Annotated in this window: 16 protein-coding genes and 1 rRNA gene; 7 read left to right on the top strand and 10 right to left on the bottom strand. The window is 69.5% G+C overall.

The window, feature by feature from the left end:
- Together rrf and ACBI99_RS31860 are read left to right on the top strand one after the other, a co-directional pair.
- Positions 1 to 117: ribosomal RNA gene (gene rrf, locus ACBI99_RS31855) — 5S ribosomal RNA — on the top strand.
- 785 nt (positions 118 to 902) lie between these two features.
- On the top strand, positions 903 to 1,532 hold the full coding sequence (locus tag ACBI99_RS31860) for a hypothetical protein (RefSeq protein WP_375074168.1): 630 nt from the start codon (positions 903 to 905) through the stop codon (positions 1,530 to 1,532).
- Positions 1,533 to 1,701: 169 nt separating this feature from the next.
- Here ACBI99_RS31860 and ACBI99_RS31865 read toward each other — a convergent pair whose 3' ends face one another.
- Entirely contained in the window at positions 1,702 to 2,286 is a 585-nt protein-coding gene (locus ACBI99_RS31865; RefSeq protein WP_375074169.1) for a short chain dehydrogenase, read from the bottom strand.
- 127 nt (positions 2,287 to 2,413) lie between these two features.
- Here ACBI99_RS31865 and ACBI99_RS31870 point away from each other — a divergent pair, with 127 nt between their 5' ends.
- Positions 2,414 to 3,313, top strand: a complete 900-nt coding sequence (locus ACBI99_RS31870) for a helix-turn-helix domain-containing protein (protein WP_375074170.1) — start codon at positions 2,414 to 2,416, stop codon at positions 3,311 to 3,313.
- A gap of 226 nt (positions 3,314 to 3,539) precedes the next feature.
- On the opposite strand, the gene ACBI99_RS31875 is transcribed toward ACBI99_RS31870, so the two are convergent.
- Complete coding sequence (locus ACBI99_RS31875; protein ID WP_375074171.1) at positions 3,540 to 4,304, bottom strand: PhzF family phenazine biosynthesis protein; 765 nt, start codon at positions 4,302 to 4,304, stop codon at positions 3,540 to 3,542.
- A gap of 166 nt (positions 4,305 to 4,470) precedes the next feature.
- Here ACBI99_RS31875 and ACBI99_RS31880 point away from each other — a divergent pair, with 166 nt between their 5' ends.
- Positions 4,471 to 4,854, top strand: coding sequence for a cell division protein SepF (locus ACBI99_RS31880; RefSeq protein WP_219518525.1), 384 nt, complete (start codon positions 4,471 to 4,473; stop codon positions 4,852 to 4,854).
- 305 nt (positions 4,855 to 5,159) lie between these two features.
- Here the strand turns inward: ACBI99_RS31880 and ACBI99_RS31885 are convergent, their stop codons facing one another.
- The 5 genes from ACBI99_RS31885 to ACBI99_RS31905 all read right to left on the bottom strand — a co-directional run bounded on the left by ACBI99_RS31885 (position 5,160) and on the right by ACBI99_RS31905 (position 12,310).
- Positions 5,160 to 6,491, bottom strand: coding sequence for a hypothetical protein (locus ACBI99_RS31885; protein WP_357591505.1), 1,332 nt, complete (start codon positions 6,489 to 6,491; stop codon positions 5,160 to 5,162).
- Positions 6,492 to 6,611: 120 nt separating this feature from the next.
- The gene (gene argS / locus ACBI99_RS31890) at positions 6,612 to 8,339 is read right to left on the bottom strand and encodes an arginine--tRNA ligase (protein ID WP_364180523.1); all 1,728 of its coding nucleotides are present in this window, start codon (positions 8,337 to 8,339) and stop codon (positions 6,612 to 6,614) included.
- The gene (locus ACBI99_RS31895; protein WP_308126230.1) at positions 8,336 to 10,621 is read right to left on the bottom strand and encodes an HAD-IC family P-type ATPase; all 2,286 of its coding nucleotides are present in this window, start codon (positions 10,619 to 10,621) and stop codon (positions 8,336 to 8,338) included. Before ACBI99_RS31895 ends, argS begins: the two co-directional genes overlap by 4 nt.
- 38 nt (positions 10,622 to 10,659) lie before the next feature.
- Positions 10,660 to 11,679: a phosphate acyltransferase PlsX gene (gene plsX, locus ACBI99_RS31900; RefSeq protein ID WP_357591500.1), complete on the bottom strand. Its 1,020-nt coding sequence runs from the start codon at positions 11,677 to 11,679 to the stop codon at positions 10,660 to 10,662.
- A 61-nt stretch (positions 11,680 to 11,740) separates the two neighbouring features.
- Entirely contained in the window at positions 11,741 to 12,310 is a 570-nt protein-coding gene (locus ACBI99_RS31905) for a DUF1707 domain-containing protein (protein WP_308126229.1), read from the bottom strand.
- Positions 12,311 to 12,481: 171 nt separating this feature from the next.
- Between ACBI99_RS31905 and ACBI99_RS31910 the strand changes: the two genes are divergently transcribed.
- Both ACBI99_RS31910 and ACBI99_RS31915 read left to right on the top strand, forming a co-directional pair.
- Positions 12,482 to 13,798 (top strand): KamA family radical SAM protein, encoded by a 1,317-nt coding sequence (locus ACBI99_RS31910; protein ID WP_219518516.1) that lies wholly within the window; start codon positions 12,482 to 12,484, stop codon positions 13,796 to 13,798.
- A gap of 381 nt (positions 13,799 to 14,179) precedes the next feature.
- Positions 14,180 to 15,148, top strand: a complete 969-nt coding sequence (locus ACBI99_RS31915) for a hypothetical protein (protein ID WP_375074172.1) — start codon at positions 14,180 to 14,182, stop codon at positions 15,146 to 15,148.
- 252 nt (positions 15,149 to 15,400) lie between these two features.
- Here the strand turns inward: ACBI99_RS31915 and ACBI99_RS31920 are convergent, their stop codons facing one another.
- From ACBI99_RS31920 to ACBI99_RS31930, 3 genes are all read right to left on the bottom strand, one after another.
- Positions 15,401 to 15,556, bottom strand: a complete 156-nt coding sequence (locus ACBI99_RS31920) for a hypothetical protein (RefSeq protein WP_219506210.1) — start codon at positions 15,554 to 15,556, stop codon at positions 15,401 to 15,403.
- A 178-nt stretch (positions 15,557 to 15,734) separates the two neighbouring features.
- Positions 15,735 to 16,601, bottom strand: coding sequence for an ABC transporter ATP-binding protein (locus ACBI99_RS31925; RefSeq protein ID WP_219506213.1), 867 nt, complete (start codon positions 16,599 to 16,601; stop codon positions 15,735 to 15,737).
- Positions 16,594 to 17,529, bottom strand: coding sequence for an ABC transporter permease (locus ACBI99_RS31930; protein WP_219506215.1), 936 nt, complete (start codon positions 17,527 to 17,529; stop codon positions 16,594 to 16,596). Before ACBI99_RS31930 ends, ACBI99_RS31925 begins: the two co-directional genes overlap by 8 nt.
- A 471-nt stretch (positions 17,530 to 18,000) precedes the next feature.
- Between ACBI99_RS31930 and ACBI99_RS31935 the strand changes: the two genes are divergently transcribed.
- On the top strand, positions 18,001 to 19,641 hold the full coding sequence (locus ACBI99_RS31935) for an ABC transporter substrate-binding protein (RefSeq protein WP_219506217.1): 1,641 nt from the start codon (positions 18,001 to 18,003) through the stop codon (positions 19,639 to 19,641).

Consider the following 19,641-nt stretch of genomic DNA (forward strand, 5'->3'; position numbering starts at 1 on the left):
TACGGCGGTTATGGCGGGAAGGAAACACCCGGTTACATTCCGAACCCGGAAGTTAAGCTTCCCTGCGCCGATGGTACTGCACTCGGGAGGGTGTGGGAGAGTAGGTCACCGCCGGACAATCTTTCAGAGAGGGCCCCGACAGGTTTGTCGGGGCCTTCTCTGCGTTGTGTGGCGAAGTAGGCCCTCGGGGTGTCCCCGGGGGCCTTTTCTGCGTTCACGATAAGGCAGCTCAGGCCGTGCCGACGCGCGCCGGCCTTGTCTTCCAAGACAAGCAAGATTGAGCAGTCGCGGGCCTACATTCAGGAGCACCTGGCAAGCGCTGGAGCCCGGAGCGGATCGTCCAGAGCTTGCGCAGGGTCTTCCCTGATCGGCCGGATATGCATGTGTGCCACGAGACCGCCTACCAGGCGCTCCACGTTCAGGGTCGCGCGATGCGCAAGCGCGCTGTCTGGCCCAGCAGCGCCGGTCGGCTACTGCGTGCCCATGGTGATGATGAGCGAGCGACCCGCCGAGGTCGACGACCGCGCCGTACCCGGCCACTGGGAAAGCGACTGCATCCCTGGAAAAGGCCAGGCCTCGGCCGTCGACACTCTCGTCGAGCGCACCACGCGCTACGTGATGCTCGTCCACCTGCTCGGCTGGCTGGGACACGCCCGCGGAGCGCCTCCGGGAGCTCGTGGCGCACCAGAGCCCGACATAGAAGAGGTAGGGGGCGGGCGCGGGTGGCGGGCATGGTCTGTAGGCGTCGGCCGGCGTCAGGGCTTTCTCGGCAAGTGACGACGTATGGACAGCTCTACCAGCACGGGGAGGCTATGCCTACCCGCGAGCTTCATGTTTGCCGTAGGGACACAGCAGCGCCCAGATGATCCACTGGTTGCCCTCCAACGAGAAGGGAACGGGACATGGAGCAGTGTGATCGGCGGGCTGCGATCGGAGCGGCGACCGCGCTGTTGGCGAGTGGCATGACCGTGATGGCGGGCAGCGAATCCGTCCGAGCGGAGTCGTCCGGCGAGGAGGCCCGAAAGTCGTTCCGGGTAGTGGACCGCCGAGGCCGACAGCGCTTCCTGGCGAGCTCAAGCAAACCTCCGGTGATCATTGGAGGTAAGACGTACCCCGCCGACCAACGTCAGGGGCCGGAAGGCACCTACCTGATTTTCAATGACGGCGACGGCAACGAGAAGGGAGGAATCGTTGCCTCCTCTGCCGGGGCCAGCCTCTCGCTCGACTACACCAACGCGCAGGCGATCACGATGGCCACCCGCTGGGAGGGCGTTCAGGGCGCAGCGCTGCTGGAGATGAAGCACATGCCTGATCCAGCGCTCCCGATCGACCAGGTACCCGCCATGCCGCCTCGCGTCCAGCTCGGCTACAGCACTCCGGAAGGAGCTTTCCTGGTGCTCAGCGACTCGCGAGGACGCCCGAGGATCGTGCTGGAGATCGACGGCGACGACCAACCGGCGATCAAGGTGCTGGACTCCGAGGGCAAGGTAGTCGGCCGGCTTCCCGAAACGCCAACCGGGCGGCGTTCGTAGCCGGCATCCATGATGGCCCGGCCCAGGCATGATGCCTCGAGGCCGGTCAAAGCGTGCATGACGCTCGGCCGAGATATCCAGCCGAGCGTCTTACTGTGCTGCAGCAGCCAATTGTCGGTCGTGTGTTGCGACCCCCTGGAATTCGCCGGTCTCCAGGAGACGGGGAGCTTCAGGGGCTGATGACCTGGCCGTGGGCGGTGCCTTCGATGGTGTCCGCGTAGATGCGGGCCAGGTCGTGTGCCGGGATGCCGGCTGTGCCGTCCATGCCCAGGGCGAGGCTGGTCTCGCGTACCCAGCCGGGGCTGATGGCGTTGAGGCGGATGCCGCGCGGCATCTCCGGGGCGGCGGCGCGTACGAAGGACTCCAGGCCGGCGTTGACCAGGTGGCCGAGGGTGCTGCCCGGCAGGGGGTCGGGGATGCGTCCGCTGGTGAGGGTCACCGAGCCGCCGGGCCGCAGGTGCAGGGCGGCGCGGCGGACCAGGTTGACCTGGCCGATGAGCTTGCCGTCGAGGCCGCGCCAGTAGTCGGCGTCCGGCAGGGTGACCAGCGGCGCCAGGGCGCCGGAGGCCGCGCAGCACACCACGGCGTCGACGTCGGGGACGGCGGCGAACAGGGCGTCGAGCGACGCGGGGTGGGTCAGGTCCACGCGCGCCGGGCCGCGGCGGGATGCCGGCACCACCTCGTGGTCCGCTGCCAGGAGGGCGGCGACCGCGCTTCCGATGGTGCCTGTCGCGCCGATCACGATGATTCTCACAGTTGTCTCCTCAGGCGGGTGGTTCGCATTCCAGCGTGGGGGCGGGCTGGTGGCCCAGGCAGAGGTCTGGTGTGGGTACATCTGGCAGGTGCAGGTTGGCGGGGGCGGGTGCCGGGATACTGGGAGTGTGGACGGGCGTGCGGATCTGGGGGAGTTTCTGCGGTCGAGGCGGGCGCGGTTGCGGCCGGGGGAGCTCGGGCTGCCGGTGTACGGGCGGCGGCGGGTGCCCGGGTTGCGCCGGGAGGAGCTGGCTCAGCTCGCTGGGGTGAGCGCGGGCTACTACACCCGGCTGGAGCAGGGGCAGAGTCCCAACGCCTCCGATGCCGTGCTGGACGCCGTAGCCCGGGTGCTGCGGCTGGACGACGACGAGCGGGGGCACCTCTACTCGCTGGCCAGGGCGAAGCCTCGGCCGCCGCGTCGGGCCGCCGAGGCGGAACGGGTGCGGCCGGGCGTCCGGGTGATGATCGAGTCGTTCCGGGACGTGCCTGCGCTGGTCATGGGGCGCTTCTGCGACATCCTGTGCTGGAACGCCACGGCGCACGCGCTGCTGGCCGGACACCTGGACTTCGACGCGCCGGACGACCCCGCCGGGCGGCCCAACGTGGCGGCCATGCTGTTCCTGGACCCGAGGCTGGGTGAGCTGTATGCGGACTGGGCGGGCAAGGCCCGCTCGACCGTCGCCGACCTCCGGCTGATCGCGGGACGGTATCCCGGCTCTCCCGAGCTGGCCGCGCTGGTCGACGAGCTCACCGTGGGCAGCGCCGAGTTCGCGGAGCTGTGGGCGGCGCATCCGGTGAGCGAGTGCGACACCAGGCCGCGGGTCTATCGGCATCCGACCGTGGGGACGATGGAGCTCAGCGCCGAGTTCATGACCCTGCCGGACGACGAGGGGCAGCGGGTGGCGGTGTTCAACGCCGCGCCCGGCTCGCCCTCCGAAGCAGCGCTCCGCCTCCTCGCCACCCGGAGCACGACGGTCGCCCGGACTGCGACGGCCGCCGGGATCACGACGGCCGCTCGGCGGTCCTGAGCGTGTCCGTACGGGCCGTAGGGCCCGTTACGGAGGCCCCGTAACCCTGGGTGCCGGCTCCGGAGGCGGGAGCCGTGTCTCAAGCGCTGGGAATCCCGGCGCCATCGGCGGCTCAAGGCTCAGTGACCTGCGGCTTTACCTTCATGATCAAATGTGATCAAATTGTGATCAGCGTCAGAGTGTGCACGTGGCCTGAGTGGGGCACATCCACGTGACTGATGAGGCCTCAGATGTGGAGGGTGCCGGTGACGACGGTGACAGCGTGTCCCGCGAGCTGGACGCGGTCGCCGTCGAGCGTCACCCGTACGACCCCGCCCCGTGCCGACAGTTGCGCGCCCGTCAGGGTGTCGCGGCCCAGCCGTGCCGTCCAGTACGGCGAGAGCGCGCAGTGCGCCGAGCCGGTCACCGGATCCTCGGGCACGCCGACGTTCGGGGCGAAGAAGCGTGAGACGAAATCGGTCGCCGAGCCGGCGGCCGTCACGATGACACCGCGCGCGTCGATCGCCGCCAATGCGGGGATGTCGGGCGTCAACGACCGGACGACTTCTTCGGATTCGAGCTCGACCAGCAGGTCGAGAGCGCTCCTGCCGACGCTCACCGGGGAAGCCCCGAGTGCTTTTTCCAAGCCGTCCGGAACTGTGGCGGGTGTCACTTCCTTGGCCGGAAAATCCATAGTGATCATGTTGTCCGGCATGCGATTCACGGTGAGCGGACCGCTCGCCGTGGCGAATTTCACCGGACCCGTCGCCGCGCCCGTCGAATACAAGACGTGGGCCGTGGCCAGGGTGGCGTGGCCGCACAGCGTGACCTCGACCTTCGGCGTGAACCAGCGCAGCGAATCGCCCAGCAGGAACGCCGTCTCCGACAGGTTCATCTCGGCCGCGACGGCCTGCATCCACTCGTCCGGAACTCGATCCTCCAGCAGGCACACGGCCGCGGGATTACCCTTGAATGCGGTGCTGGTGAAGGCATCGACGATGAACAGGCGCATGGCTCGATGCTATACGGGGCCGGATATCGGGGTGAAACCAGGACGCTAGCCGTACAAAATGGAATTAGTGCTGGGCGTGTCGCATGGCGAACGCGGAATCGTCGGTTACCGTCCAATGTGTCGGGACGTGCCGATTGCGGTGAGTTCCTGAGGAAAGGACAAGCCGATGGGGGCAGTGCGTAAGGTTGCGGGATACCTTGGCCTGGGCGGGATCGATCACTACGACGAGGGTTACGACGACGACGGGCAGTACGAAGAGGAGTACATGCCCGCGACGGAGCGGGCCGCGCGTAGGTGGCGGTCCACGATCGAGTCGTCGCGCATCGTGATGGTGCAGCCGCTCAAGTACAACGACGCACCGTTGATCGGCCAGTATTTCCGCGAGGGCCAGACGGTGATCATGGATGTGACGGGCATGGCGATGCCGGAGGCGACCCGGATGGTCGACTTCGCGGCCGGCCTGGCCTATGGCTGTGAAGGGCGGATCGAGCGCATCGCCGATCGGGTCTTCCTGCTGGCGCCCGCACACGTGGAGATCGAGACGAGCTGAGCCCGGCTTCAGGGGAAGCCGGGGCGGCTCGCCTCCGCCGCCTTCTCGGGGGGAGAAGGTGGCCACGCGCCTCGGGCGTCATGCCGTGGGGCCGGATGCTCAGCTCATGCGCCTCCGCCGTCTCGGGCGGGCGAGCAGGCGCTCACACGCCTCCATCCCCACTTTTGGGCCCTCCTTCCGAGCGGAAGCGGGCGCTCGACTCCGCCGACTGCTCCGGGAGCACGGTCCAGGAGCGAGCAGGGGCTAGGAGCGAGAAGAGCCCAGGAGCGACAATGGCTCAGGCGCCTCCGGGGAGAAGAGCCCGGTCAGGCGGCTCGGGGGCCGCGGCGGATCAGGCGGGTGAGCTCGGCGCAGTCTTCACTGGCCTGCTTGGCACGCCCCTCCGCCTCGTGCGCGTAGGCGTGCAGTGCCCACACGGCCCCGTCGGCCAGCTCCTTGAGCTCGGCGACCTGGGAGGCCACCCAGCGGGCGTCGGCCTCGGCGGCCTTGCGCCGCCGCCAGAGCAGCCAGGCCGCCGCGCCGAGCAGGCCGGCGCCCGCCACAGCGAGCAGCGGCGGCCCGAGCACCGCGCCGGCGAAGCACGCCAGCCCGGCCAGGACCAGCAATGCGACGTCCCACGGGCGGCGGCGCGGGGTGGTGCCGGCGCTGACGATGGCGGCCTCGGCGGCGGCCATCGAGCTCTCGTCCGGCCCTTCAGGATGCAGCTTGATGTGGTGGCCGAGCAGCGCGACGGTGACCGTGGCGGGCGGCTCCAGGCGGGTGTCGGCCTCCAGCTCCTCGGCGACGCCGCGCAGGATCGGGCCGGCCACGTGCAGGGCGATCGCCGCCAGGTGCGGGTCGGCGCCGGGGCGCAGGTCGTCGAGCAGGTGGGAGCTGAGCGAGGCCATCGGGCCGGGCGGTCCGCCCAGGCCGATGAGGGTGCGCAGGACGGCCAGCGGCTCGTCCTCCTGCCAGGCCGCGGCAGGGCTGGCGTCGGAGTTGGTGAGCGGCGTCGACGCGCTCTGCCCGGCCTGCGGGGTGGAGGTGATCTCCGCGCAGCGGGCGCGCAGCCGGTCGAGCCGGGCGGCGGCCTGGGCGGGCCGGGCCAGCTCGGGGATCTCGGCCATCTCCGGGAAGTCGACGAGCGAGGCGGGCACCACGACCGAGGGCTCGCCGGGCACGAGGGCCTGGGTCCACTGCGACGGGTCGGCGTGCTCCTGGACGGCGAGTGCGTCGAGCTTGCGCAGCACGAAGATCTTGCCTGCCGGGCCGTAGGCGCCGCGGGCGGCGGCGAGCCAGAGCGAGCGCTGGCCGTGGCTGACGGGCTGGTCGAGTGACAGGTCGCCGAACGCGGTGCCGAGCCAGGAGGCGTGGATGCGGCTGCCGTGGCCGGCCACGGCGAGCGCCAGGCACAGGAAGAGCGCGGTCTGCTGCTGGTCGCGGCCGGCGGCCTTGCTCAGCGGCTCCAGCGGGTCGTCGCCGGCCAGGATCGCCACCAGCGCCTCGACGGCGGGCGGCAGCCAGTTGCCCGGGATGTCGGCGAAGCCGGGCGGGGCAGGGGGCGCGGAGCCGTTGGCCGCCAGGTGGGCCAGCAGCGCCTCGGCGTAGCGGCGCAGCTCCGCCGCTGTCTGGGGGCTCGCAGTCAGGTCCGTGCTCAAGGCAGAGAACTCCCCCATTTCGGCCTCAGTTCATGACCGCGTAAAGCCTAACCGTTGGAGCGCGCCTTCGAGGTGGAGGCGCGCCCCAACGGAACAGGGGTCTTTCGCGCTAACCGCCTGTTACATGCGCTCGGGGACGGGGACGCCGAGCAGGTCGAGGCCGGTTTCGAGGACGCGCAGCGTCAGCGCGCACAGCGCGAGCCGGTGCGCCCGGATCTGCGGGTCGACGCCCGGCTTGACGACCGGGCACTCCTCGTAGAAGCCGCTGAACAGCTTGGCGGCCTCGAACAGGAAGGTGGACAGCCGGTGCGGCTCGGAGTGCTCGGCCACCTGCTCGACGATCTGGCCGAAGCCGAGCAGGTGCATCACCAGCGCGCGCTCGGCCGGCTCGGCGGGCACGATGCCGGCGGTGGCCTGCGACGGCTCCAGCTCGGCCCTGCGGAAGATGGAGCGGATCCGGGCCGTGGCGTACTGCATGTACGGGCCGGTGTTGCCGTGGAACTCCAGCATCCGGTCGAAGTCGAAGACGTACTCGGTGTCGTGGCTGACCGAGAGGTCGGCGTACTTCACCGCGCCCATGCCGACGTCGTTGGCGATCTCCCGGCGGGTCGCCTCGTCGTACTCACGGTCGGCGAGCTTCTGCTGGGCCCGGTCGACGGCCTCTTCGAGCAGGGCGATCAGCTTGACCGACTCGCCCGAGCGGGTCTTGAACCGGCGCCCGTCCTTGCCCAGCATCATGCCGATCTGCACGTGCTCGGCCGAGACGGTGTCGGGCAGCCAGCCGGCCATCCGGGCGGAGGCGAACACCATCCGGAAGTGCAGCGCCTGGTCGGCGCCGACGACGTAGAGGATCCGGTCGGCCTTGAGGTCGTGGACCCGGTAGCGGATCGCGGCCATGTCGGTGGAGGCGTAACCGTAGCCGCCGTCGCTCTTCCTGATGATGAGCGGCAGCGGCTTGTCGTCGGAGCCGGTGAAGCCCGGCGGGAACAGGCAGAGCGCGCCCTCGCTCATCACCGCCGTGCCCGCGTCCTCCAGGTCGCGGCAGGTCTTCTCCAGCATCGGGTTGTACATGCTCTCGCCGGCGATGTCGGCGTCGGTGAGCGTGACACCGAGCAGGTCGTAGATCTTGTTGAAGTAGCGGACGGTGGCGTCCATGAAGACGTGCCAGAGCCGCATCGTCTCGGGGTCGCCCGACTGCAGCGTGGTCACCCGGGCGCGGGCCCGCGACTTGAACGCCTCGTCGTTGTCGAACTTGACCCGGGCCGCCTGGTAGTACTCGGTGCCCTGGCCGGCTTCGAGCTGCTGGACCGCGGCCTCCTCGCCGATGTCGAGCAGGTGCTCGATGAGCATGCCGAACGGGGTGCCCCAGTCGCCCAGGTGGTTCTGCCTGATCACCTGGTTGCCGAGGTGCTCGTGCACGCGGGCCAGCGAGTCGCCGACGATCGTGGTGCGCAGGTGGCCGACGTGCATCTCCTTGGCCGCGTTGGGCGCGGAGTAGTCGATGACGATGGTCTGGGCCGGGGCGATCGTGCCCACGCCGGTGCGCGGGTCGGCGGCCATGCGGTTGACCTCGGACTCGATCCAGGAGCCGTCGAGGGTGATGTTGAGGAAGCCGGGGCCGCTGACCTCGACCGTGCCGGGGAAGTCGGACAGCTCGGCCCTGATCGCCTCGGCGACCTCCCGCGGGGACCGTCGCAGGCGCTTGGCCAGGCTCATCGCGACGTTCGCCTGGAAGTCGGCGAACTGGGAGGGCCGGATCAGCGGGTCTGCGTCGGCGTGCTCCGCACCGAACGCGGCGGCCAGCGCCTGCTGGACGCGCTCGGTGAGCACTAGCTGCGGGTCGGTCATGTCCTAAGGGTACCGGTGGCCTTGAGCACGGCGCTGAGCGCGGCGGCCGCCGCGACGGAGACGCCGACGGCGATCAGATCGGCCCGTACGCCGCCCGGTTCGAGCGTGAACAGCTCGCGTACGGCGGGGATGGCCAGGGCCAGTGCGAACAGCCCGGCCATCGCGGCGACCAGCACGATCCGGCCCCGGGTGAGCGGCCTGGCGACGAGCACGAGCACCCACCAGGTGGTCAGGAACAGGGCGAGCACGGCCGAGGTGCGGTCCTGCTCCAGCGAGCCGGTGGCCGCCGCCGCGTAGGCGGCCAGCACGGCGAGGGCGCAGAACACCCCGGCGGGCACGGCGAAGCGCAGCACTCTCGGCACGAACCCGGGCTTGGCCCGCTCCAGCGTGGGCGCCAGCGCCAGGAAGAGCGCCGGGATGCCGATCGTGAGCGCGTTGACCAGCGTCGAGTGGCGGGGGGTGAAGGGGAACATCATCCCGGCCACGCCGGTGGTGAGCGCCAGCACGATGGCGAAGAACGTCTTGGTCAGGAAAAGTCCTGACACGCGTTCGATGTTGGCGAGCACCCGGCGCCCCTCGCCGACCACGTGCGGCAGCGTGGCGAACGTGTTGTCGAGCAGCACCACCTGGGCGACCGCCTTGGTGGCCGGGCTGCCCGCGCCCATCGCGATGCCGAGGTCGGCGTCCTTGAGCGCCAGCACGTCGTTGACGCCGTCGCCGGTCATGGCCACGGTGTGGCCGCGGGCCTGCAGCGCGCCGACGAACAGGCGTTTCTGCTGCGGGGTGACGCGGCCGAAGACGGTGTTGGCGTCGAGCGTCTCGGCCAGTTCGTCCGGGTCGTCGGGCAGCGTGCGGGCGTCGACCGCGCGCTCGCCGCCCGGGATGCCCAGGTCGACGGCGATCGCGGAGACCGCCGCCGGGCTGTCGCCGGAGATCACCTTGACGGTGACGCCCTGTTTGTCGAAGTAGCGCAGGGTCTCGCGCGCGTCGGGCCTGATCCGCTGCTTGAGCGTCACCAGTGCGACGGGCTCGACCTCGGGTGTGCCGCTTTCCGGGAGTTTGTCCGTACGGCACAGCGCCAGCACGCGGGCACCGGTGGCGCTCAGGCCGGCGGCTCGCGCGTACCCCTCCTCGCCGTCGGAGAGCAGGACGTCGGGAGCGCCGAGGACCCAGACGCCGTGCGGTCCGAAGTCGGCGCCGCTCCACTTGCGGGCGGAGGAGAACGGGACGGCGGCGCGCGCCTGCCAGGGCGCGGCCGGGTGGCGCTCCAGGATGGCCCGGGCGGTGGCGTTGGGACGGGGGTCGGCGGCGGCCAGCGCGGCGAGCGCGTCGCCGACCGGCTCGCCGTCGCGCAGCGGCAGGACCTGGTCCAGCTCCATGCCGCCGGCGGTGAGCGTGCCGGTCTTGTCGAGGCAGAGCACGTCGACCCTGGCCAAGCCCTCGATCGCGGGCAGCTCCTGGACCAGGCAGCGGCGCCGGCCGAGCCGTACGACGCCGATGGCGAAGGCGATCGAGGTCATCAGCACGAGCCCTTCGGGGATCATGGTGACGATGCCCGCGACGGCGCCGGTGATGGCGGTGCCGAAGTCGACCGAGTGGCGCAGCTGGCTGTACATGAGCAGCGCGCCGATCGGGATGACCAGCCAGGTGACGTAACGGATGAACTTCTTGATGCCGTCACGCAGCTCGGAGTGCGACAGGTGGAATTTGGCCGCCTCCTCGGCCAGCCGCACGGCGTAGGCGTCAGTGCCGACGGCGGTGGCGGTGAACGCGCCGGTGCCGGCCACGGCGAAGCTGCCCGACAGCACCCGGTCGCCGGGCCGCTTGAGCACCGGGTCGGCCTCGCCGGTCAGCAGCGACTCGTCGACCTCCAACCCGGCGGACTCGACCACCTCGCCGTCGACCAGCAGGTTGTCGCCGGGCGAGAGCAGGACGAGATCGCCGAGCACCACCCGGTCAGGGGCGATCTCCTGCTCGCGGCCGTCGCGGCGGACCGTGACCGGGCTCTGGCTGACGACGGCCAGCCGGTCGAGGGTGCGTTTGGCGCGCAGCTCCTGCACGACGCCGACGAGCACGTTGGCCAGCATGATCAGGCCGAACACGCTGTCCTGCCACTCGCCGAAGATCAGGATCAGCAGCCATAAGACGCCGATGACCAGGTTGAAGAGCGTGCAGAAGTTCGCCCGTACGATCGCGGCGAGCGACCTGCTCGACCGTTTGGGCACGTGGTTGGGCTTCGCCGCGGCCACCTGCGCAGCCGTCAGCCCTTGCCCCGTTGTCACGACAGCTCCCCCCGCCATCCCCCTGGCCCTGCCACACCCTAGCGCGACCTGTGGGACCGGCCGGCGTGCGCGATCCGCTCGCCGATCTTGGTCACCAGGCCGCCTTCGGACAGGTCGGCGGCCAGCCGGCAGGCCGCGCTGATGCCCGCGGCCCGGGAGGAGCCGTGCGCGATGACCACGGTGCCGTTGAGGCCGAGCAGCACCGCGCCGCCGTGGGCCTCGGCGTCGAGCCGCCGGCTCAGCTCGCGCAGCCGGTTGCGCTGCATGAGCGCGCCCAGCCTGGCCACCGGGCTGTCGCCGATGGACTGCCTGAGCTCGTCGAAGGCGTAGCGGACCGCGCCTTCCATGGTCTTGAGCGCGACGTTGCCGGTGAAGCCGTCGGTGGTGATCACGTCGGCCTTGCCGGTCAGCAGGTCGTAGCCCTCGACGTTGCCGGCGAAGTGCAGGCCGGGCGCGGCCTCCAGCAGCTCGTGGGCGCGGCGGACGAGCTTGTTGCCCTTGCCCGCCTCGCTGCCGATCGTCAGCAGGCCGACCCGGGGCTGTTCGACGCCGTGGGCCAGCTCGGCGTAGGCGGCGCCCAGGTGGCCGAACTGCACCAGCGCTTCCGGTTTGACCTCGGCGTTCGCGCCGGCGTCGAGGAGCACGGTGGGGTGCGGCAGGGTGGGCAGGGCGACGGCGATGGCCGGGCGCAGCACGCCCTGCTGGGCCTTGAGCCGGAGCTTGCCGGTGGCCACGATGCCCGCGGTCGAGCCGGCCGACACGACAGCCGACACGTCGCCGCGCCGCAGCAGGTGGCAGGCGACGGCGATGCTGGAGCGGGGGCGGCGCAGGCTGGCCAACGCCCCCTCGTCCATCGCCAGCGCCTCCTCGGCGCGCACGATGGGCAGCTCGTTGGTGGCGCCGTGGTCGGCCAGCGACTCGTAGAGCACGCGCGGCGCGCCGACCAGCACGACCTGCAGCCCCCGCTCACGCACCGCGTGGACGGCGCCGGCCACGATCTCGTGCGGCGCGTGGTCGCCGCCCATGGCGTCGACCGCGATCGGCCTGCTGTCGGACAATGGTCACCTCGTACGGCATGTCTTCACAGGCCACTACCAGGTTAACCGGTCAGTAGTCGCACTATGCGTCGCCGTGCAGGTTCCAGTCCGTGACGGTGCGGGCGACGATGACCTTGCCGAACGTGACCCGCCCGGTGATCCTGATGACCGGGCCGTCGCCGCCGGAGCCGCCCGACACCTGGCGCTTGGCGAACACCGCGCCGACCTCGTCGATGACCTGGGCGTTCGGCGGCACCCTGACGATCGTCTTGGCGCAGAAGGCGCTGACGGAGACGGTGATCTCGCGGCCGGGGAGCACGGCCTGCGACAGGTCGACGATGAGGGCGCCGAAGGTGGCGGCCAGGTGGGTGTGGCGGGAGGCGATCCAGCGGCCGCGCTTGATCACCTTGCTGAACACGGCGCTGACCTGCTGGTGCTCCACGGTGGCCGGGGCGCCGCCCGAGGCGGGGGTCTGGGGGAGGTCCTTGGTGTGGGGGACGAGCTCGCCGACGGTCTTGGCGGTGTAGATGGCTTCGAGCCGGTCGGCGTGCTCGACGCTGGTGAGTCGTCCACTGGCGAACGCCTCGCCGAGCACCGTGGCCGCGCGGTCACGGTCGGCGTCGGAGGCGCGCATCGTCGGGTCGTCGGTCACGCCCGCCAGTCTAGGTCAGAACGCGATATGTCGCGAGAAGAAGTCTCCAGAGAAACTTGGAGCCCACGCGGAACCGTAGCCCCGGCATGCCGCGTCCCGATATAAGAGCGTTAGACGCGCGACGGAGGCATCAGGTTTACACGATCGAACAAAAAAGATGGGAACGGCCTAGTGATCTTGAACCAAGCAGGAACCCGACGCTTCAAGGCGTACACGTCCAAGCACCTCGACGACCTCCTGCTGCGAGCCGGGCTCGACGACGAGGAGCGGCTCAGGGTACGCGCCGTGGCCACGGTGCTCCCCTTCCGGACCAACGCCTACGTCGTGGATGAACTCATAGATTGGTCGGCAGCGCCCGACGACCCCATGTACCGCCTGGTCTTCCCGCAGGAGGACATGCTGCCCGCGGCCGACGTGGCCCGGCTGGCGGACCTGCTCAAGGCCGAGGCGCCCAACGCGGAGATCCAGGCCGAGGCCAACCGCGTGCGCGCGCAGCTCAACCCGCACCCCGCCGGGCAGAAGGAGCTCAACGTCCCCCGCATCGGGGACGAGCCGGTGCCGGGGATGCAGCACAAGTATCCGGAGACGGTGCTCTTCTTCCCCAAGCAGGGGCAGACCTGCCACGCGTACTGCACCTACTGCTTCCGGTGGGCCCAGTTCGTCGGCGACGCCGACCTGAAGTTCGCCTCGGACGACATCGACCAGATGGTCGGCTACATCCGCCGGCACCCGGAGGTCACCAGCGTCCTGATCACCGGCGGCGACGCCATGATCATGGGCGAGCCGGTGATCCGGCGTTACATCGAGCCGCTGCTGGAGCTCGACCAGCTCGAATCCGTCAGGATCGGCACCAAGGCGCTGGCGTACTGGCCGCAGCGCTTCGTCACCGACCCCGACGCCGACGCCACGCTCGGCCTGTTCGAGCAGGTGGTGGAGTCGGGCAAGAACCTCGCCTTCATGGCCCACTTCTCGCACCCGCGCGAGCTGGAGTCACCGCTGGTGGAGTCGGCGGTCAAGCGCATCCTCGGCAGCGGGGCCACGATCAGGACCCAGGCGCCGCTCATCCGGTCCATCAACGACGACCCGCACATCTGGTCGTACATGTGGCGGCGGCAGCTCCGGATGGGGATGATCCCCTACTACATGTTCATCGAGCGGGACACCGGCCCGCAGGACTACTTCGCGGTGCCGCTCGCGCGGGCGTACGAGGTCTTCAGGGACGCCTATGCCGGCGTCTCCGGGCTCTGCCGGACGGTCCGGGGGCCCTCGATGTCGGCGACGCCGGGCAAAGTGTGCGTCGACGGAGTCACGGAGATCGACGGGCAGCGCGTGTTCGTCCTCCACTTCATCCAGGCTCGCGATCCCGGCCTGGTCGGGCGGCCGTTCTTCGCCCGGTACGACCCCACCGCGGTGTGGCTGACGGATCTGCGTCCGGCATTCGCCGACCGTTTTCCGTTCGAGGCCGAGCAGGCCCTGCTGACGGTCTGACCGGTTCAAGCGCGTCTACCGCAACCGGAAAATCTGCGCCCCCGGCCCCTGGCATTTCGTTTTGACGATGATGCCGGCGGGCCGTGCGGGCGCACTTCCTTGTCCCGGGAATATCCGAAATCGCCTCCTGGTATTTCCCGCTTTGTCCGGCCGCGCATTACCTTTCCGCCGCTCGGTAACTTACCCACAAAGCCCGTGTCACGCGGGCTTCCAGCAGCTGCCCCGGGCTCGTACGGGGTGATAGAACTGCGTTAGTAGCTCAGCCGGGACGTCGCGCTTCGTGTGGTGCCCATAGCGCGGACGACTCGGCATTCGGGGGTTATCGATTCGCATTATTCGCTGCATTCGAGAGCGATCGATCAACGAGCCGGGAAGGCAATCATGAAACGCGCAATCAAGACGGCCGTGGCTGTCACATCATTCGGGCTTGCGGCGGCGCTGGCCCCGCCGGTGCACGCCGACGTCCAGGAGCTCGGTCACCGGGCCGCCCCCCAGGCCGACGAGCCGGGCGGCAAGGGCGGCGGGCCGCTGGGCGGCCTGCTCAGCCCGGTCACCGGCCTGCTGGGCGGCCTGCTCGGGGGCGGCGGGGGCCTGCTGGGCGGCGGCAAGAAGTCCGCGCCCGCCGAGAAGTACGAAGGCCAGGCCGAGCCCCGGGGCCCGATCGGCCCCAACTCCTACGAGGACGCCACCCGCTGGTCGGAGCCGCGGCCCGAGCTGGCCCCCAGGGTCGCCGGCCTGCCGCTGCTCGGCGGCCTCGGCAAGGGCCTGCCGCTGGCCGGCGGCCTCCCGCTGGGCGGCGTCGTGCCCGGCGCCTCCCGCCTGGCCGTGCCGCAGAACGCGAAGGTCAAGCCCAACGTCGACGGCACCCTGCACGGCGCGTTCGCGTCGGTGGCCGACCTGGTCGAGGGCTCCCTGAGCGGGGCCATGGCCAAGCTGTCGACCACCCGCCTGCTGCCCGGCGGCACCACCAGCGTCGTCGACGCGAGCAACACCACCACGGACACGCTCAACGGCACCACGCAGGGGCTGGAGAACCTGTCGCTGGAGAGCACCATGGCCGGCCTGGGCGCGGCCGCCAAGCACGCGCTGCCCCACGCCTCGCGCGGCGAGCTGTCGCCGCTCATCGGCCACCTGACCCCCGCCGAGGCCGCGCCGCTCATCGAGTCGCTGCCCGGCACCACCCAGATCGCGGCGGTCGACGAGGTGTCGCCGCTTGTCGAGGACGTCTCCAACGTCCTGTCGACCAACGGCACCAAGGCCACCGGGTCCTACAACGAGACCATCACCTCCCTGGGCTGGTCCACCGCCGCCCTCACCCGCCACGCGGCCGACGCCTGGCCCACGAACTGACACCCCGCGTGGTCGCGGCGGGAGTCTTCCTTGAGGTGCCGACCCCGCGTCTGCGGCCCGCCTGAGACCTTCTCGAACGCCCCTTGAGATGCCGGGGCCCGTTCGGAGGCTCATCCCCGCCGGGGTGTCACCCCGGCCCCGGCTCGCCGGAGCCGCCGCCACTGCAGGGCGGCGGCGCCCGCGGAGCCGCTCGTCAAAGGCCGCCGGCCCCTTCACCGGGCCGGCGGCCTTTTCGTGTGCGCGTGTGTGTGGTCAGGGCAGGCGCACGCCGGTGCGGCGGGCGATCTGCGCCTGCAGCCGGGCCATCTGCCAGTGCAACTCGAGCAGCTGCTCGACCAGCTGCGTCTTGGGTATCTCGGACACATCCTCGGTGGCCAGGTGGTCGATCGCGGCCGAGAGCTCACCCATCGCGCCCCCCACTCCATCGCCGTCAACAGCTCGAACCGACGTTCGAATCCTATCGGACCGGCCGTCTCGCTGTCAGTCTCTTGCCTCACGTGTCACGGCGCTTTTCGTACACACGAGCGATCGCGGGCATGCCGACGGCACCCTCCGGAGGGAGGGCGCACGGGCGGGAGGGCGGGCGTCAGCCCTTGGTGTAGGCGGCGAGGACCTCTTTGGGGTCGCCGTCCATCTTGATCTTGCCCTTGTGCAGCCAGATGACGCGGTTGCAGGTCTGCTCGATGACCCGCAGGTCGTGGGCGACGAGGAAGACGGTGCCGGCGGACTCGCGGATCTGCCGGATGCGCTGCTCGCTCTTCTTGCGGAACTCGCGGTCGCCCGTCGCCAGGGCCTCGTCGATGAGGAGCACGTCGTGCGTCTTGGCCGAGGAGATGGCGAAGCGCAGGCGGGCGCCCATGCCGGAGGAGTAGGTGGACATCGGGAGCTGGACGAACTCATCGATGCCGGAGAAGTCGACGATCTCCTGGTACTTCTCGCGCACCTCGGCCGGCGACATGCCCATGGCGTAGCAGCCGAGCACGATGTTGCGCTCACCGGTCAGCTCGCGCATGAGGGCCGCGTTGACGCCCAGCAGCGACGGCTGGCCGTCGGTGTAGACGGCCCCGGAGTGCGGGGGCAGCAGGCCGGCGATGGCGCGCAGCAGCGTGGACTTGCCGGAGCCGTTGCGGCCCACGATCCCGATGGCGTCGCCGTGGTAGGCCACGAAGGTGACGCCTTTGACGGCGTGCACCTCCTTCATCTGCGGCCGGCCCTGACGCTTGAGGATGCGCGTGAGGGCGTTGACCGCGTTGCCCTTCTCGTTGTCCGACGCCGCGCCGTAGACCCGGTAGATGATGTGCAGGTCGTCGACGATGACCGTCGGCGTCCCGGTGGGTGCGTCCAAGGGGCCCTTGGTCGCGGGCTCCGGGTTGGGGTGCACCCTCACGTCCTTGCCGGGGACGGCGGGCTCCTCGCCCTTCACCTTTGACAGCTCCTTGGTCAGCTCAGCCACGCCCGTACCTCTCCTCGGCTCGCCAGAAGTACCAGAAGCCGAATCCGAGTGCGAACACTGCCCAGAATACGCAAGACGCCCAGACCATCGTCGGGGGGTGGTGCCCGTAGTCGGGGTTGTAGGTCGTGATCATGATCTCGCGCATCCACTCGATGAAGGAAGCGGCCGGGTTGAGGTACATCGCGGTGGCGACCCACTCGGGCAGCTTGGCGACGTTGACGACCTTGTCGTGGATGGCGAAGAAGACGCCGGAGGCGTAGAGCCAGGTGCGGGTGATGAAGGGCAGCAACTGGTTGAGGTCGCGCATGGAGGCGCCGAGCCGGGCGATGATCAGCGCCGCGCCGATGTTGAACATCGTCTGCAGCAGCAACACCACGGGGATCATCAGCCAGGCCCAGGTCGGGAACTCACCGGTGGCCACCACGATGACGGCCAGCACGCCCATGGAGATCGCGAGCTGTTGCAGCTCCTGGATCGTGTAGGCGAGCGGCAGCGTGGCCCTGGGGAAGTGCAGGGCGCGGATCATCGACAGGTTGCCGGAGATCGACTTGGCGCCCGCGGTCACCGTGCGCTGGGTGAAGGTGAAGACGAACATCCCGGTGATGAGGAACGCCGGGTAGTTCTCGATGTTGCCCTTGCCGCCCAGGATGAGGCCGAACATCACGTAGTAGATGCCGGCGTTGAGCAGCGGGGTCAGCACCTGCCACAGCTGGCCCAGCGCCGAGTTGGAGTACTTCGAGACGTTACGCGAGGTCGCGTAGGTCATGACGAAGTGACGCCGCTCCCACAGCTGGCGCATGTATACGGGAAACCTCGGCCGCGCGATGGCACGGCGAAGACCGTATCTCTCGGCGAGCTTGGCCAGCGGCTCCTGCCCGCTTCGGCCGCCCGCCTGGGCGTCCGCGACAGCGGATTCCGGCTGGCTCATGGCAAGGACTCTATTGGATCCGGGTCGTTGGGGTGGCTGCCACGGGGACTGTGGCCGACTGTTGGACGGTCGTCCCGGGTGCCCGGTTCCAAGGCACCGTCAAGACTCGCTCAACCGTAGCTCAGCTAGAACGACTCTGCCCGGAACGGCGCGAGCACTGTTTGGTAGGAGGTATTTTTCATCAACTGTTCACGTCCACTCCTGTGCTCACATGACCGTTTCATGACCTTTGTCGCGGCGTGCGTTGTATGGGTGTGACGTGGGATAGGCGCACGTGTGACCGAACTGCAACGCGCCAGAGACTCCCTGGTGGCAAGTAGTAAGGGATAGTCGCGATCGACTGGCAGGGCGTCGGCTGGTTTGACCAGGTCAGCCAAACCCGGGGGATTACAAGGAACCCCCCGTCAGGCTGCTCACGATCATCGCAGCTCAGCGCTTACGCCCACTTGTAGAGGGAGGAAGTTTTTCACCATGCGTGTTACTCGAGGCGCACGAATCGTCGCCGGTACCGCGCTGCTCGCTCTCGCGGTCGCCGCGTGTGGCGGCGGCGCCACTCCGTCCGGCGGAGACCCCACTGCGGGCGGCGGGGAGACGCCGGTCCGCATGGAGCTGGGCGAGCCGCAGAACCTGCTGGTCCCCTCCAACACCACGGAGTCCGAGGGCGCCGAGCTCCTCGCGGCCGTCTTCGAGCCCCTGGTGAACTACGACGAGAACAAGCAGGCCGTCGAGGCCGCTGCCGAGTCGATCACCACCGAGGACAACATCACCTGGACGATCAAGCTCAAGCCGGGCTACACCTGGCACAACGGTGAGCCGGTCGTCGCGCAGAACTACGTCGACGCGTGGAACTACGCCGCCAACCAGGACAACGCCCAGGGCGCCGGCTACTTCTTCGGCCGTGTCGACGGCTACAGCGACCTCGCCCCCGGTGAGGGCAAGGAAGTCACGACCAAGGAGATGAAGGGTCTCAAGGTCGTCGACGACACCACCTTCACGGTGACGCTGGCAGCGCCGTTCTCGCAGTTCAAGGTGATGCTCGGCTACACCGCGTTCTACCCCCTGCCCAAGGCGGCCTTCGGCCCCGACGGCAAGGTCACCGACGCCTTCGGCGAGCAGCCGATCGGCCAGGGCCTGTTCAAGCTGGACAAGCCCTACAAGAAGGGCACCGACCAGACGGTCGACCTGACGGTGTACGACAAGTACCCCGGCACCAAGCCGACCGGCTGGACCAAGCTGCAGTTCAAGCTCTACAACAGCTCCGAGACGGCCTACAACGACCTCCAGGCCGACAACGTGGACATCCACGACTCGCTGCCCGCGTCGGCGATCGCCAGCGCCAAGACCGCGCTCGGCGACCGTTACCAGGACCAGCCCGACGCCGGCATCGGCTACGTCGGCTTCCCCCTGAAGTACAACGACGAGTACAAGGACATCAAGGTCCGCGAGGCCATCTCCATGGCCATCGACCGGAAGACCATCGCCGAGACGGTCTTCTCCGGCACCCGCGCCCCGGCCGACGACTTCATCAACCCGGCCATCGCGGGCTACCGCCAGGGCGCCTGCGCGGCCTGCACGTACGACCCGGGCAAGGCCAAGGAGCAGTACGCCGCGGCCAACGGCCCGAAGAAGCTGGAGCTCGGCTACAACTCCGACGGTGGCCACAAGGAGTGGATCGAGGCCGTCGCCAACAACCTCCGCGCCAACCTCGGCGTCGAGGTGACGGTCAAGCCGTTCGAGAAGTTCGCGGCGATCCTGGACGACCTGGACGCCAAGAAGTACAAGGGCATGTTCCGGATGGGCTGGGCGATCGACTACCCGTCCGCCGAGAACTACCTGACGCCGATCTTCTCCACCGGCGCCATGACCACCGGCTCCAACTACTCGGGCTACTCCAGCAAGGAGTTCGACGAGCTGGTGGCCAAGGGTGACCAGGCGCCGACGGCCGAAGAGGGCCTGAAGTTCTACCAGCAGGCGGATGACGTCCTGATCAAGGATCTCCCCTACATTCCGGTGTACTTCTACCGGAACAATTCCGGGTACTCAACCAAGGTCAAGAACGTCAAGATCAACCTTCTTAACCAGGTCGAGTGGGCCGACGTCCAGAAGGCCTGA

Origin of the sequence: Nonomuraea sp. ATR24 (assembly GCF_041950485.1) — a bacterium.
In the GTDB taxonomy this organism is placed as follows: domain Bacteria; phylum Actinomycetota; class Actinomycetes; order Streptosporangiales; family Streptosporangiaceae; genus Nonomuraea; species Nonomuraea ceibae.

Excerpts from the sequence above, each read along its gene's own strand:
- ACBI99_RS31880 (WP_219518525.1), top strand. The coding sequence starts at position 4,471 with ATGGGGGCAGTGCGTAAGGTTGCGGGATACCTTGGCCTGGGCGGGATC.
- ACBI99_RS31930 (WP_219506215.1), bottom strand. The coding sequence starts at position 17,529 with ATGAGCCAGCCGGAATCCGCTGTCGCGGACGCCCAGGCGGGCGGCCGA.
- ACBI99_RS31875 (WP_375074171.1), bottom strand. The coding sequence starts at position 4,304 with ATGCGCCTGTTCATCGTCGATGCCTTCACCAGCACCGCATTCAAGGGT.
- ACBI99_RS31860 (WP_375074168.1), top strand. The coding sequence starts at position 903 with ATGGAGCAGTGTGATCGGCGGGCTGCGATCGGAGCGGCGACCGCGCTG.
- ACBI99_RS31915 (WP_375074172.1), top strand. The coding sequence starts at position 14,180 with ATGAAACGCGCAATCAAGACGGCCGTGGCTGTCACATCATTCGGGCTT.
- ACBI99_RS31935 (WP_219506217.1), top strand. The coding sequence starts at position 18,001 with ATGCGTGTTACTCGAGGCGCACGAATCGTCGCCGGTACCGCGCTGCTC.
- argS (WP_364180523.1), bottom strand. The coding sequence starts at position 8,339 with ATGACCGACCCGCAGCTAGTGCTCACCGAGCGCGTCCAGCAGGCGCTG.
- ACBI99_RS31920 (WP_219506210.1), bottom strand. The coding sequence starts at position 15,556 with ATGGGTGAGCTCTCGGCCGCGATCGACCACCTGGCCACCGAGGATGTG.